The organism is Paenibacillus sp. FSL R5-0345, from assembly GCF_000758585.1.
Lineage (GTDB): Bacteria > Bacillota > Bacilli > Paenibacillales > Paenibacillaceae > Paenibacillus_AQ.
On sequence record NZ_CP009281.1, the window covers coordinates 274,609 to 290,193 of the forward strand.

Below are 15,585 nucleotides of genomic sequence, written 5' to 3' on the forward strand. Positions count from 1 at the left end.
TAATTATTACAGTATGTAAAATGACAATCATATCGATTGGTATAACATATATAGAAAGCCATAAAATCATGAACGCTCGAAGCGGAGGGACCTACAATGCAGCTGCAAAAAATATTCGTAAACGGTGAGAGATTAAAGCATACGATTGAAGCATTTGCGGATTATGGGCGTACAGATAACAACGGCGTGACCCGGTTATCGCTGACTGAAGAGGATCTTAAGGTTCGGGATTATTTTCGATCCTGTTGTGAAGAATTGGGGATGTCTGTGAAGGTGGACGATATGGGCACGATGTACGCTACGCTTGCGGGTGTAGAGTCTGGGCCTCCTATTGTGATTGGTTCGCATATGGATACTGTGAAAAAAGGTGGCAGATTTGATGGCGTACTTGGGGTAATCGCTGGACTAGAGGTAGTCCGCACACTCGTGGATCATGGGATAAAACCGAAGCTACCGGTGACCATTATGAATTTCACAAACGAAGAAGGCGCTCGCTTTGAACCTTCGATGATGGCCTCTGGTGTGCTGGCCGGTAAGTTCGATAAGGTGGAAATGTTGAATAAAAAAGATCCGAAGGGTGTTACCTTTGGTGAAGCACTGGAGAAGAGCGGGTACAAGGGAGAAACGAGCAATCGTATTACCGAAGCTGCTGCTTATTTAGAGCTTCATATCGAGCAAGGTCCCGTGCTAGAACAAGAAGAACTGTCGATTGGTCTGGTGGACTGTGTAGTTGGCATGGCTTGTTACGAGATTGAAGTGACGGGTGAATCGGACCACGCGGGCACAACGCCTATGGCGATGCGCAAGGATGCCTTGTTCGCTGCCACGGATCTGATCACGGCGCTGCGAAGCAAGCTGAGTGTGCTCGACTCCGAGTTGGTGTATACCATGGGCAGAATGAACGTGCTACCTAATATTCATACCGTTATTCCTAATAAAGTGATCTTCACCATTGAGGCTAGACATAAAGAGATGGAGATTGTTCGTGAGGTGGAAGCGATTATCCATGGTTTGCCGGAGAGGCTGCTGGACTGCGAAGTGAGTAAGACCAAGCTTTGGGGCAGAGAGACCGTCTGGTTTGACCGGGGTGTATGTGATTTAGTGGAGCAAGCGACACAAGCCTTGGGTTATTCTAATCGGAAGATCGCAAGTGGCGCAGGGCATGATGCTCAGTTCGTAGCCAGCTTTCTGCCATCCGCGATGGTGTTTGTACCTAGTGTGAAGGGGAAAAGTCATTGTGAAGAGGAGTTTACCTCCTATGAAGACTGTGAAAAAGGGGTAAATGTAATCCTAGAAACGGTGTTGTTATTACTGTTAAAGTAAAACATGTTATTAAACATAACATTCCATTATGGTAGTAGTGCTTTAATTTCATACAAAATCGTCAAAAAGACACTCTAAGCAGTGTCTTTTTGTATGAGATAATGATTAGGGTTGTGTTGGGTACCAAATGAACCTGAAGTTGATGGGCGGTTTAAGACGAATCCTTTGTGTAAAAACACAATGATGATAGATAATATTTTAATTTTTTACCAAAATGGGAATACTAAACGTATGTTATCATTCTTTACATAAGGGATCTACATTAGACGGGAGAGATGAATGATGATTATCGGAGTGCCTAAAGAAATTAAAAATAATGAGAATCGTGTAGCCATAACGCCTGCGGGTGTAGTTAGCCTTATTAAAGAAGGACATCAAGTGTTAGTGGAAGCCGGGGCTGGTGTGGGAAGCGGATTTCCGAATGAAGAGTATGCTTCTGCCGGAGCAAAGTTGGTTCAGGATGCAGCTACGGTCTGGAACTCTGCCGAAATGGTGATGAAAGTCAAAGAACCGCTGGAAAGCGAGTACCCCTATTTCCGTCCAGGCCTTATCTTGTTCACGTATTTGCATCTTGCACCTGAACCTTCTCTGGCCGCTGCACTTAAGGACAATGGTGTCTTTGCTATCGGATATGAGACGGTTGTTCATGAACGTACCTTGCCGCTATTAACACCGATGAGCGAAGTAGCGGGCCGGATGTCTGTTCAGCTTGGTGCTCAGTTCTTGCAAAAAAACTATGGCGGACAAGGAATTCTTCTCTCCGGTGTTCCGGGGGTTAGTCGCGGGAAAGTTAGCATTATCGGCGGTGGCGTAGTAGGTACCAATGCTGCGAAAATGGCGATCGGATTGGGAGCTGATGTTACGATTGTTGACCTCAGTGCAGAAAGATTACGTCAATTAGATGATATTTTTGGGGCACAGATCAATACACTGATCTCGAACCCTTACAATATTGCCAAAGTAGTAGCTGAGGCAGATCTGTTGGTAGGTGCGGTGTTGATTCCGGGTGCAAAAGCGCCGAAGCTGGTTACAGAGGAAATGGTCAAGACCATGAAGCCGGGGTCAGTGATTGTTGATGTGGCCATTGACCAAGGCGGTATCGTAGAGACGATTGACAGAGTGACAACACATGATAATCCTGTATTTATCAAGCACGGCGTACTGCATTATTCTGTTGCTAATATGCCGGGTGCTGTTGCCAAAACTTCGACGATTGCTTTAACCAATGTCACCGTTCCATACGCCCTGCAAATTGCCAATAAAGGCGTGGTCAAGGCGATTCAGGAAAATGCCGGCCTAAGAAGCGGTGTAAATGTCGCTAATGGAAAAATCACCTGCCAAGCCGTAGCTGAAGCACTTGGAGAGAAACATTTTACGGTAGAACAAGCGATGGAGCAAACGTTCACGATGAGTTAAATAGATGCGTTCCAAATGAGTAATGATATTTGGAAACCGACAAACAGCAAATTCCCGCTATGGGAGTTTGCTGTTTGTCGGTTCTGGGGGAATACACCTGGCTAGCTTCTCTTTTGAAGTGAGGAGATCTGGTAGAAATCTGCTTGTGTGATCTCGAAGGTGGAATTCTCTGCACTCTGCACTTTGCACTTGCTTAAATCGAGTAGAAGCTTGCAGGCTGGTGATAAAAGTAACTGAAATGCGTAGTGGTGTGGTTGGGTCGGGTATGTGTGATGGTATGTTATTAAAAGTAAAGTTCTATTTCGCTGTGGCTAGGTACAGTAGATGTAACTAAAGCTGTGCAAAAGAAGGGTAGAATACGTAGAAGTTGGTATTCGAGCACATCTAGCTAGTTTCAACTATGCGTAGCCTGATTAGGCCGGTTATAGCTGGATTTAGTTTCTGGTTTTTGGTTTTTGGTTTTTGGTTTTTGGTTTTTGGTTTTTTGGTTTTTTGGTTTTTTTGGTTTTTTGGTTTTTTGGTTACGATGAGAGGCTTGTTGAGATAGTTTTTGGGGAAATCCTCCCTAAAAATTACGCATAAATAGCTTAAAATGCAATAATTAGGGAATTTCTCCCTAATAATACGAAGAAAATGTCCGATTACAACCTAATCGGATAAAAATTAGGGAGTTTTTCCCTGATTAGTGGTAAAACAAGCCCAAAACACAGAATTTTAGGGAGGAATTCCCTAAAAACTCTAAAGGTGCTCTCTCAAATAGCGATTTATGTGCTGTCGAGCCACTCCGTCACCCGCACTCAACGTAACTCTCATCAACGTAGCCTGCAACTCCGTCCCATGCAAACCCGCAACCCTGTAACCAACGTAACCGTAACTCAACAACTCCGCCCACACGGGAATTTATAACCCCGTAGCTCCTTTGCCCTGTCATCTCCCGGCCCGTGACCACGCCCTCCATCCCATTATCTATAGTCAGCTGAGAGCACGCATACTATAATAAAATCACGCTAGAATGCAAGGTTCGGCTATTTTTTCGGGCAGGGGTGGGGCTAGTGACGGATAAGGATCCATTGTTTGATCGTTTCTTCGATAGTATGGAATCGTTGGCGGATGCGATTAGTGAGTCTCTTCAATCTCAAGTTACGATTGAGGATAGTAATCACCATGTGATCGGATACAGCTCCCATCAATTTGAGAGTGATTCCGCGAGAATTTCAACCATTATCGGAAAGCGCGTACCTAATGCTGTCATTATTGGGTTGCGCAAGAAGGGGATTATGCAGCAGCTTGAGAGCGCTACACGTCCGATTCGGATTCCTGCGGTCATGGAGGTAGGGCTTGGTCCCCGACTCGCTATTTGCATCAAACATCAGAAGGAAATTCTCGGATACATATGGGTAGTGGATGCAGGCAATCTAGTTGAAGGGCACGCGGAGAATATTGTAGAGAAAGCGGCGGCCATCGTTGGTCGTTATATATTGAAGCAACGGGGTTGGAAGACGAAGCAGGAGAAGACTCAGGAGGATTTTTTCTGGAAGCTGCTCACCTCCCATTATGACAATGAAGCGAATATCAAGCAGGATGCGGAAGTTTGGTCGATTCTTTTGCCGGAAAAATATTATATTAGCGTGTTTGAGAGTGACAAAATTATCAATGATCATCTCATACTTCGGTTTCGGCAAACTATGGCCTCTTATCCGGGGCTGCAATTATTGTTTCTGACGGCGGAGCACAATCGGTTGATTATATTGTTTTCATTCAGCTTTCGCATGGAAGGAACGGGTGGGCTGTTTTCGTTCATGCATAAAATTATCGAGGATATGCGTAAAAGTGAGAGCTGTATGCTAGCAGCAGGCTGTAGTCTGGATTACACCGAGTATATGTCGGCGGCTATTGCGTATTGGGAAGCGGGATCCATTCTGGAGATCAAGAAGCTGCTGCCTTTTCATGGCCGGGAGTTACTATTGTATGAGGATATTGGATTTTGGGCGTATATTCCGGCTATGCTGGAGCAAAAGCGCAGTCGAACCCGCAAAAGTCCTCTGCTCTATCCGCTTAAAGAGCATGATCGCGAGCATAAAAGTGATTTTCTAAAAACGATCGCCGTTTATTTATCGCTCAATGGAAACCTGAAGGAATCGGCTGCTTTTTTACATATTCATACCAACACATTGCTGTATAGATTAAATCGCATAGCAGAGATTACAGGTAAAAGCTTGAAGGATACTGGATACCGTACTTCTATTTATTTGGATATTTTGACGGAAGAGACCAGGCAGCTCAATCAGTGGTTTGTTGAGGCACGGGAATAAAATGAATTAAGCACCAACTGGGCAGTGAACACGTACAATAACCTATATTTAGAACCTATAACATTGGAGGGACTAAGCATGGTGAAGGAAGTTCGTTCACCCGATGCCCTTGACTTTGAACGGAAAATGAGAGAAAGCATCGTGGATTCGGCCGAAGGTTTAAATAATAGTGGAGCGGATTTTGCAACATTTGATGAGTCACGCGGTAATCCGCAATTTTGGACGCGTACAGATATCGGAGGACTTCAGCTGAATGCTGGCGTGGCACCTTCGGTTGGGGTTAAAGACATTTTTCGGAACGGACATTTATATGCCTTCGAATGCGCGACAGCGATGGTCATTGTTATGTACAGGGCGACAATTGAAGCTATAGGTGAAGAAGCTTTTAATAGGTATTTTAAGGATTTGTTCTTATGGGATTGGAACTACGACGAGAATCTACGCTTAGTTACGAATTATAATAAGGATCAGATGCTTCGGGGAGATGTTGTGTATTTCAGGAATCCAGATCATGCCCCTAGCAAGCCGGAATGGCAGGGTGAGAATGCTGTTAAGCTTGAAGAAGACCTGTTTTATGGCCACGGCATTGGGATAACCACTGCAGAAATTATCATAGACTCTCTTAATGAGGAAAGAGTGCCCGGAAGTAATGTTTCAGCTTTTCTTACGAATGAATCGATACATCCTGATTTTAATTATTTACAGAGATTGTCTACAGAATCTGTCTTACCCATGGCGGAAAACAGAGGCTCCCAATACACTGTTTTTTCAAGAATAGGGGTTCGAAGCTACATTTATAAAATCTAGAATCTAAGAAAGCACCAAGAAAAGCAATCTTCCTGCAAAAAAATCCCGGACCTCCGATAAGGTCTGGGATTTGTTGTGTTCGATAACCTAAAGCTCTGTAAAATCGTTGCGGAATTTTTCGAAATCAGATTTTCTACATTCCAGCGCAAGCCGTGTGCCTGTTTCTTCATAGCTTGTGGATTGAACATGGGCATGCTCGTTAAAATAAGAAACCACATTGCCGCGATCGAATGGAATCAAAATTTCACACTGAACATAATCCGTAAAAACATGGCTGCGAATCAGATCAGTAAGTTCAGCCATTCCACTATTTTGTTTCGCGGAGAGATAGATGTTGTCCCCTTCAATATGCGGGTAAGGCAAGTCTGTTAGGTCAGCCTTATTATAGGCATAGATCGTCGGAATCTGATCAGCGCCGAGTGTTTTTAATGTCTCATCCGTGACGGCCATATGCTGCTGATGCTGTGGATCAGAAATATCGACTACGTGAATCAATAAGTCAGCTTCGGTCACCTCTTCAAGTGTGGAGCGAAAGGCTTTGACTAGATGATGGGGAAGCTGGCTGACGAATCCAACGGTATCCGTTAATAAAAAGGTTTTGTGATCCGGTAGCTCAATGCTCCGAACGGATGTCTCCAGCGTAGCAAATAACATATCTTTGGCGAACACTTGCTTATTAGAGCCTGGATGGAACGTCTCCACCATCACATTCATTAAGCTGGACTTGCCGGTATTCGTGTAGCCGACGAGACAGACAACCGGAATTTCATTCTTATGCCGCTGCTTCCGCTGAATTTGGCGTCTTGCCACTTGCTGTTGAAGCTCAACTTGTAACGCTGTAATCCGTTCTTCAATTCTTCTGCGATCCAGCTCCAGCTTCGTTTCACCTGCGCCTCTGTTCTTCAGCCCAGCACCACCGCCTTGTCTGCCAAGGGACTCCCGGAGTCCTGTTAATCGAGGCAACATATATTGCAGCTTGGCTACTTCTACTTGCAGCTGTGCTTCTTTGGTCTTCGCTCTTTCTGCGAAAATATTCAGAATTAGAATCGTCCGGTCAATGACCTGACGATCCAAAGAAGACTCTAAATTGCGAATCTGTGATGGGGACAGCTCATCGTTAAAAATAACAATAGGAGCATCATGCGCTTCCAGAAGCGCTGATAATTCCTGGATTTTGCCTGTGCCGATATAGTGGGAAGGGTTGATCCGACTTGCCTTTTGACTAAGCTCTCCGACAACCTCCAGGTCACAGGCGGCAGCCAAATTGCGCAGCTCCTCCATGGAATAGGCAAAGTTTGTTTCGTTTTGAAGCTGGACACCGACTATAATAGCTTTTTCTCGTAGTTGTTCCATATATTAATCATCCTCCAGTAGTAAATAGTAAACGCAAAAAAACACAGGCCATCTGCCTGTGCTTACGGTTCGTTAGAGGACGTCAGAACAAATGTGTAAGGAGAAATCTCCATTACCACATTCGGGTCATCCATAGATATATCGAATTAAACAACGGCTGGGGCGTAGGGAAATAATAACTTAATCCCTTACGAGCAGCAGTTGGTTTAAATTATAAGAAAGTATAAGTTTCACGATATACTTTATCCTTATAATTCTCACATAAACGCTACCGTCCTTATAAGGACGCCGAAGGCGTTTTAGTTTGTTGGCTTCTATGGAGTTAAATGGGTAGACCTATCCTGAGTCCTCTGCACATGGGCAGAGCTTTAGCGCTATTCAATTAGCTGCGCAAAGTTCTAACTCGGATAAAGTCTATCACACGTAACCCTCCGTTCATAAAAAGTTAAGTCGAGTTTACCATATCCTTTATTTGGTGGCAAATCTGTATTTTATGCTCGGTGAAGCACTTCTCTATTTTAATATCATCCAAGAATTCTAAAAAAAGATTGCATACCATATATATATAATTTGATATGAATAGGAGGTGTGAAGACATTGCCTGTCCTCTCTACAAACACCATCATTAATTTACCTGTCGACGGTACTCGTCCAATAGATCATGTTGTGATTAAAGTAGTTAACAATGGATTAGCTGGCGCGGCTTGTTATTTAACGGGTTTATCCAATAGTGCAAGTCCTCAGACAGTCTTTATTGAAGAATTATTTGAGCTGCAATATCGGGAAACGTTAAGCAGGACCTACGCTATTGTAGAGGAATTATTTCAATTTAATTTTGTATATTCACAGGAGCAAATGAAGATTCAGATTTTTCTTGTGGATGTTAACGGTGTCTGGACGGATGTTAATCTGGAAGTGTTTCAAGTAAGCCGTATAACCTCGGAAATACGTGATAACGTATCCGTTACATCGACTGACTTTGCAGCGATCAGCTTTATGAGGAGCCCTGCCTTTACTCTTCCACAAGGTCTTGCGGCTGAAATCAGACCGGCAGCTTTAGATGTTCTGTCCAAAAGACCTGTGCGTTATATGGTCGTTGCAGGCGGGACGCTGGATGGGACATTCGAGAATTTTCCTACACCAACTACGGATATTCCTGTTACGGATACGGCACTGCTAGTGAATTACACCTGCACTTCAGTCACTGGTGGAAAGGTTATTATGCAAGGTACAGGATCAGGGATCTCTGGTGCGTATGCAAATTTGGCCGTTAATTTGCTTAATGAGCGACTCTCTTACGAGCTTCAGCATGAGCCGGTGACTTTGGTAGTTAACTCACTCTCAGGTGATGATGATCTTGCAGTCACCTTTAAAATGTCTGAGCAATGGTGAGCGCTCAATAATCTAGTGCTGAAGATAAATTCGGGTGATTGAAAAAAGGAACATCCGCGTAGATGCGAATGTTCCTTTTGATAGCGTTGCAAGCGGTAGGTTTAGTCTGTTAATCCTCGCCGCAATGTAAATAGGTCTTTCAAAGCTTCAGTAGACAGCTCGGTAATCCAGCCTTCGGAGCTGGAGATGACATTATCACTTAGCTGCTGCTTACTCTCCAGCATCTCATCAATCTTTTCTTCGAGCGTCCCGAGGGCGATGAATTTATGCACCTGCACATCACGTGTCTGGCCCATCCGATAAGCACGGTCTGTCGCCTGATTCTCAACGGCTGGATTCCACCAGCGATCGAAATGGAATACGTGGTTGGCTGCAGTTAAGTTCAGACCGACACCTCCAGCTTTGAGTGAAAGGATGAACACATTCGGCTGATCAGACGGTGACACCTCTGGACGTCTGGCCCTTTCGTCCGCAGAAGGGGCGGGCGTCTGAAATTGCTCAATCATTCGGTCACGCGCCTGTTTGGAGGTGCTTCCGTTCAAATAAAGGACAGGCTCTCCCAGCTCCTGCTGTAGAACAGCTTGAAGCATTTTCCCCATCCCTACATATTGCGTAAAGATGAGACAGCGCTCATCCTCTTCACGTAGCTCCTTCACCATATCCAGCAGTCTTTCGAGTTTAGAGGAACGGTTAATGAGTTGACTAGTGTCCAGCTTGTTGTCTGAATCAGTTTCAGGGAGGGCTTCCTTGGTCACGAGCATCGGGTGATCACACAGCTGTTTAAGTCCGGTTAAAGCTCCAAGGATGGCACCTTTGCGCTCGATACCTTCCAGCTTCTGCATACGTTCCAACAGTCCGTTTACGGTCTGATCATAGAGCGCAGCTTGTTCAGCTGTCAGATGAACATAAGTCTTCATCTCATTTTTATCGGGTAGATCGAGCTGGATATTAGGATCCTTTTTCTTGCGGCGAAGCATGAACGGCTTCACGAGATTCTGTAGGTCCGCCGTACGCTTCTCGTCACGTTCCTTCTCAATGGCATTACTGAACCGGTCGTTAAAGGCTTTGGCGGTGCCCAGATAACCTGGGGTTATAAAATCATAAATGGACCAGAGCTCCGATAATCTGTTCTCTATAGGTGTTCCTGTTAGCGCAATCCGGTGTAAAGCCGGGAAGCTGCGCACAGCTACCGACTGCTTCGTTTGAGCATTCTTGATGTTCTGTGCTTCATCGAGGCAAATCGCCGCCCAAGTGAATTCCTTTAGCAATTCCTGATCAAGGGCCGCAGTCGCATAAGAGGTAAGTACCACGTCCGCTTGCGAAGCAGCGCCATAGAAGAATCCTGCATCCAGACGGCGACTTCCGTAGTGAAGCATCACATTCAGAGAAGGCGCGAAGCGCTGCAATTCCTTCTGCCAGTTACCAAGTACAGAGGTAGGGCAGATGATTAGAGCAGGCCAGCCAGGCGGGTCGGTCTGGCGACGAGATGAGCTAGGATCGGTATTTTCTTTGATATGAAGTAAATATGCGATGAGTTGGACGGTCTTGCCAAGCCCCATATCATCGGCTAGACAAGCCCCCAAACCGAATTGACGCAGGAAAGTCAGCCAAGCATATCCTTCGTGTTGATAGGTGCGTAGCTCTGCCTGGAGTCCTGCGGGCACTGGAGGCTTCGGCCACTGTGAGCGTTGGCCCAGCTGACCAATGAGGCTGATCAAATGCTCGTTTAGCTCTACCTCGAGCCGCAGGCGCGCCGCATCCTCTTGAAGCTGCTCTTCTGTAGCCTCAGCATCAGCTTCCTCACTCGCTTGCAGCAAATGAAGCTGAAGCACATCTTGGAAAGACAAGCCTTGTGACTTATCCATTCCAGCCATGGCTCTTTGGATTTGTGCCAGCAGCGCGGGATCGAGCGAGACCCATTTGCCTTTGAAGCGCACGAGTCGTTCACCTCTTGCGACTAGCTCGGCAAATTCAGCTTCGGTGAGGTCGACGTCGCCGATGGAGATTCGCCAATCGAAATCGATGATCGAATCGAGGCCGAACAGCGACTCGCCGCCGCTGCGTTTGTCCTCGCCGGAGCTGATCTTGGCGCGGAGGCGTGGTTTTTTCCGGCTGGCGGCTTCCCACCACGCCGGCAGCAGCACTTGCCAGCCTGCTTCCAGCAGCCGCTGGCTCTCGGCCGTCAAGAACCGCCAAGCGATGGCATCGCTGAGCGGTTCGGCCAGCACGTCGCCGCCCGCCGCGAAGCGCTCGGGCGGTAGACTGCCGCGGAGGCGCTCCAGCCATCCCGCGGCGCGTTCATGCACGTGGGCCGACCATGCTGTCGGCCACAAGCCGTGCGGCTCGCCGTCATCGGCGAGCCTGATGGGAACAAGCGCGGATTCATCGCGCTTGTCCTGGAGGATCAGCTGCAGCCGCCAAGGGGATTCATCCCCCTCCGGCTCCAGCAGCTGAAGTGCGGGCCGGAAAGGCGCGGTATCCGCCTTCCAGCCAATGGCGATAAGCCATGCAGCGGTATCCATACCCGCTGCAAGGGCCCCGCTTCTATCGAATAGAAGCGGGAACTCGCTCCGGAGGTCGCCTGCTGCGGCCTCCGTGCTGTAGTACCTCTGCGATACGGCGGCGGAGAACGCCGCGCGTAGCCCGCGGCTAAATTCGCTGCCGCCATTTAGCGCCTCAAGGGCACCCTTGGCAGTGTCATTCTCCACTGCCACCAGCGCAAGAGCTCCCTCATCCCAAGTCCATTGCAACCTCCCGGTGCGGTAAGCGGAGATATCGGGAATATACTGTTTGTTCTCCAAACATATAGCCAAAAGTGGTGCAAGTTCAGTCAGATGAGCCGCCTCGCCCTCCCAGTTCCATTCGATATGCGACAGCAGCTTCTGCTCTGCAAAGAAGGGGATGACCTGCTCCGCAGGAAGAATTACTAGCTCTACACCTTCACCGGCCGGTTGAACCGTTAACTCCGTACCATAAAAAGACGCCTCATGCCAGGCGAATAGCCGCTGCTTAAGCTGCAAACCGGGCACCAGATCTTCTCTTTCATTCATTCCATATAGTAAAGCGTCGCCATACTGGCTTAATGCAAGCCGGATGGTCAGCGTGCGCAAATGCATGTTCATGGTATTAGCTTTCCTTTCCGAAGCTCCTCTTGCAGCGCGCGAAGTCTGCTGTGCCTAGTAGTGAAGGCAATAAGGAACTCTTCCCACCGTTCTTCTTGTTTCATTTTTTTATACAGCTTGGATAATCGCTTCAAAAGTTTCACAGCTGCCTTGTAGCTATGTCTATTTTTATCCAGCACAAATCTTTCAGCGGCCTGATGATAGAAGGGGAGTAGAACTTCGGGTGCATTTTTCTCCATAGGCTGGAGGTCTGTAACACGAAATTCAGAAGGCTGTTTACCGATGGACAGTTGATAATCCATCCATATATGCCATTTTTCATAGGTAATTAGCTTCTCTTCGTATACTTCGCCAGAGATAGGTAGCATAGTGGCTAATGTATTCCACATCTGCGGTTCAGCTTCAGGAAGGTGGCGAACAGCCTCTTCCCAGCTATTCGAATAGTTATTCAAATTATAGAGCCTGCTGCTTAGCAGTGGGCCGATCTGAACAAGCCAACTCACCAAGCGTGACCACTCACCTGCATCCAGAAGTGGAGAGGTGAAGCTCATAAGCTCATCGGGATGGAGACCCGGACGCTCGGCAGCCTTATTCAGCAATTCCCAAGCTTGTGGGTCCTTCTTCAGATAAAAATACATGCGGCTCTGGGCCAACAGCCATGCATGACGTGACAGGGAAGCGCCTAATTCACCTTCTGCTTGCTGAAGCTGTTTGATTTCATCTAGATAAAGCTTAGTTCCACCCGTATTCGGGTAGATCCAGTTTCTCCACAGCAAGTCATAGCAAAGTGAAAAAGAGGGCTGATCCCGCAAACGATCGCGCGACTCCGTCAACATCTCACGCCGCAAGTAGGAGAGGGTCTCGACGATATGCGGCCACAGATCGTATTCCTGCTCTTGCTCGGGAGACAGCGGGAGTGTGCTTTTTAACAGACGTGTGATTGCTTCCTGTAGCTCAGAGACCGCTACTTGCGTGTAATATCCGAGTGATGCAGTGAAGGCGACCTGACCCGGTAGATTGGCGGAAGGCTTAGCTAGCTTTTCTAAAAGAAAAAGATGGGCATGCAGAGTGAATAGCTTGTCCAATTCCGGAGATAAATTCGGCTTGGATTTAGTAATGGAAGATAACGCACGATCCACATATTCAGGATTGCGAGTGGTATGTGCCAGAGGGGTAATGCAGATTGCAAAATACTCTCGCCACTCCGTGAGGCCTCCCTCAGCGATCCGGCTGGCATGCTCTTTTAGCTGTTGCTGGTGTTTTCCATCTGCTCCGATAGGGGAGCTACTCGATGTTTTTGGGAGAAAGGACGCAGCCTTGGCGTTAGCTAGAACTTGTACAGATCTATTCTGTTGTTCGGCAAAACTGAGCAGTACGGCTGCCATATGCTTGCAATGACCTGAAACAGGGCAGTTGCAATGACACCGAGTGAAGCTGTCCAGATCAATCGTAACGCGGTAATCCTCTCTACCTTCAACAAGTGCATTGATCTTAGATGGCTCCGTCATAGTGAACGAACGAATCCGGCTTTGCTTATAATATTGGAACCCCCGTTTGAGGGTAAGGTCATCGAAATAATAGGCGACATTCTGGATGAGCTTACTCCACTGCGTATCATCCATAGTATAGGTTGGTTGCATACAATTGGTCCCCCGTAATAAAAATGTTCGTTATTTGAATTTCATTATATCATTTCTTTTTGAGTAGGATGTTTTGGGGTTGTAATGAATGCGAAGTTGCTGGCTTGTATGGAACCTAAGCTCTAAACATATACTAAACGTACTGCATTTTGAAATATAAGAACGTAAGAGTTTCAATGATTCTTATATTTTGGCAGATACGATTATCATCTCTGAGAGGACGCCGAAGGCGGTTCTTTTTAGATAGGGGGTAATGGTTGATTTTATGTAAATCAAACAAAGGTCAAAAAAGGTCAAATCATTAAATATGTTTAAATTTGTAGCATTAAATCAGCTGATTTGCCTGAATTTGACCGAAAATTGGCTTAAATCGATTTTGTTATTCCTCTGGCAGGGGACTATAATAAGGTCATAGGTCAAATAAAGTCAAAGTCAATGAGAGGAGAATGGATAATGTTTGATTTGGTTCCTTTTGGTAAACGTAGAGATGATGCTTTTGGTATGCTGGCTAAGTCTTTGAATGATGTTTTTAACGATGATTTTTTTGCTCCGATCAAGAGCTCAACGATGTCCTTTAGAACGGATATTCGCGAGAGTGACCAGGCTTACCTGATTGAAGCTGAACTTCCTGGCTTTAAAAAAGAAGAAATCGACATTGATTATGCCAGCCCCTACTTGACGATTAAAGCGGTGCGGAAGGAAGAGAATGCCGAGGAGAACAAGGATCATCAAATTGTACGCAGAGAACGTCGATATGGTGAATATGTTCGCAGATTCTATGTTCAGGACATTGCAGAAGAAGAGATCCGCGCGTCTTTGAAAGACGGATTACTGAAGCTGGAAGTTCCAAAACGGCAAAAGCCGCAAGGAAAACGCATTGAAATTCAAGACGGAGATTCTAGCGGTTCGCAGTCTGAATAAGCATAATTTAGGCGGAATTAGTTTCCGCTTAACATCTTAGAGATTGGCAGCGGGCTTTTGATATAGTGTTATGAATAAAAGGCGCATTGTAGTGGAGGATTCCGGCTATGGTGCGTCTTTTCTCGGAATGGAATGATAAGTTAAGTTACAGGTAATAAAGCAATGAAAGGAGGAATCCGAGTGGCTAACAACAACTATTATGATGCTTTGGGTGTGAGCAAAACAGCAACCAAACAGGAAATTAAAAAGGCTTATCAAAAGCTCGCCAAGAAGTGGCATCCCGATGTGAACAAAGCTCCTGAGGCAGAGGCCAAATTCAAAAAAGCGGCTGAAGCCTATGAAGTGCTTGGTAATGAGGAGAGACGAAAGCTTTACGATGAGGAGCTGCTTTATGGGGCTCAGCGTGGTAGAGCGGGTGGAGGTGCTTCGAGCGGGGCCTCTTCGTGGGATTCAAACTTTGGTGGAAGCTGGAGCGGCGGAACTTATTCTACAGGGGGCTCTGGCATTTCGGAGGAAGATTTGTTTGGAATGTTTTTTGGGAATCGGGGCTCGGCGGATCGAGCTGGCTTTGATTTCTTTTCTAGTAGTGGTAGTGGCCGTTCGAGCAGCAATCCATGGGGTGAGGCGCACAGTACGACGCAGGCGCAGCTGGATATTACGTTGGAGCAGGCTTATAAAGGAGCAACTGTACGAGTACAGATTGGTGATAAAACTGTGGATGTTCATGTTCCGCCGAGATCTAGTGAAGGTACGATTTTAAAAATCGCAGGGAACGCTCAAAGTGGCATAGCTCCAGGCGGCGATATACTGCTGGCACTTCATATTCTTCCTCATGATATTTACGAGCTTCGAAATGGCGACTTATGCGGCGTAGTTGAAGTTGCTCCTTGGCAAGCGGTATTGGGCGGAGAGGTAAAGGTTCCACTACCTGGCGGCGGTGCTGTGAAGTTGAAGATTCCTGCAGGAATTCAGAGCGGCAAAACGCTGCGCATCCCAGGCAAAGGTTTGAAGCGTGAAAATGGTACGAATGGTGATATTTTATTTGGTATTGAGATTATTATTCCTGAGACAACCAGCGAAGCGGAAAAGAACTTGTACCGTAAACTGGCTGAATCCAGCCGATTCGAGGCCAGAGCTAAACGCCAAAGCACCGGTACGCAGCGCCAAAAGTCTAAAGTGGGTAATTAATAGATAGGTAGAGGTAGAGTTGGTGAATATGGTGAATGGAATGCTAGCTGTAGGATAGTAACTTAATTAGAAACTAACTATAGAAGAGACCTGTGAGGAGTGTCGGGAAAA

At 46.5% G+C, this 15,585-nt stretch carries 10 protein-coding genes; 7 read left to right on the top strand and 3 right to left on the bottom strand.

All coding sequences use genetic code 11. The features are described from left to right. Positions 1-96 precede the first annotated feature (96 nt). From R50345_RS01295 to R50345_RS01310, 4 genes are all read left to right on the top strand, one after another. Positions 97-1,323, top strand: coding sequence for a Zn-dependent hydrolase (locus tag R50345_RS01295; protein WP_042123439.1), 1,227 nt, complete (start codon positions 97-99; stop codon positions 1,321-1,323). Between the two features lie 282 nt (positions 1,324-1,605). Further along, positions 1,606-2,739, top strand: a complete 1,134-nt coding sequence (gene ald / locus R50345_RS01300; protein WP_042123441.1) for an alanine dehydrogenase — start codon at positions 1,606-1,608, stop codon at positions 2,737-2,739. A 1,052-nt stretch (positions 2,740-3,791) separates the two neighbouring features. Beyond that, positions 3,792-5,051 carry a PucR family transcriptional regulator gene (locus R50345_RS01305; protein ID WP_052414419.1) on the top strand — a complete coding sequence of 420 codons (1,260 nt, stop codon included), beginning with the start codon at positions 3,792-3,794 and terminating at the stop codon, positions 5,049-5,051. A 78-nt stretch (positions 5,052-5,129) separates the two neighbouring features. After that, complete coding sequence (locus tag R50345_RS01310; RefSeq protein ID WP_042123444.1) at positions 5,130-5,858, top strand: hypothetical protein; 729 nt, start codon at positions 5,130-5,132, stop codon at positions 5,856-5,858. Positions 5,859-5,945: 87 nt separating this feature from the next. On the opposite strand, the gene hflX is transcribed toward R50345_RS01310, so the two are convergent. After that, positions 5,946-7,211 carry a GTPase HflX gene (hflX, locus tag R50345_RS01315; protein ID WP_042123446.1) on the bottom strand — a complete coding sequence of 422 codons (1,266 nt, stop codon included), beginning with the start codon at positions 7,209-7,211 and terminating at the stop codon, positions 5,946-5,948. Positions 7,212-7,799: 588 nt separating this feature from the next. On the opposite strand from hflX, the gene R50345_RS01320 reads away from it, so the two are divergent. Beyond that, positions 7,800-8,603 carry a hypothetical protein gene (locus R50345_RS01320; protein WP_156114705.1) on the top strand — a complete coding sequence of 268 codons (804 nt, stop codon included), beginning with the start codon at positions 7,800-7,802 and terminating at the stop codon, positions 8,601-8,603. A gap of 101 nt (positions 8,604-8,704) precedes the next feature. Here R50345_RS01320 and R50345_RS01325 read toward each other — a convergent pair whose 3' ends face one another. Beyond that, positions 8,705-11,725: a DEAD/DEAH box helicase gene (locus R50345_RS01325; RefSeq protein ID WP_042123450.1), complete on the bottom strand. Its 3,021-nt coding sequence runs from the start codon at positions 11,723-11,725 to the stop codon at positions 8,705-8,707. Next, positions 11,722-13,365 (bottom strand): SWIM zinc finger family protein, encoded by a 1,644-nt coding sequence (locus R50345_RS01330; RefSeq protein WP_042123451.1) that lies wholly within the window; start codon positions 13,363-13,365, stop codon positions 11,722-11,724. The genes R50345_RS01325 and R50345_RS01330 overlap by 4 nt, the downstream gene beginning before the upstream one ends. Positions 13,366-13,818: 453 nt before the next feature. On the opposite strand from R50345_RS01330, the gene R50345_RS01335 reads away from it, so the two are divergent. Together R50345_RS01335 and R50345_RS01340 are read left to right on the top strand one after the other, a co-directional pair. Continuing rightward, the gene (locus tag R50345_RS01335) at positions 13,819-14,286 is read left to right on the top strand and encodes an Hsp20/alpha crystallin family protein (protein WP_042123453.1); all 468 of its coding nucleotides are present in this window, start codon (positions 13,819-13,821) and stop codon (positions 14,284-14,286) included. Positions 14,287-14,466: 180 nt separating this feature from the next. After that, on the top strand, positions 14,467-15,474 hold the full coding sequence (locus R50345_RS01340) for a DnaJ C-terminal domain-containing protein (RefSeq protein WP_052414420.1): 1,008 nt from the start codon (positions 14,467-14,469) through the stop codon (positions 15,472-15,474). Positions 15,475-15,585 lie beyond the last annotated feature (111 nt).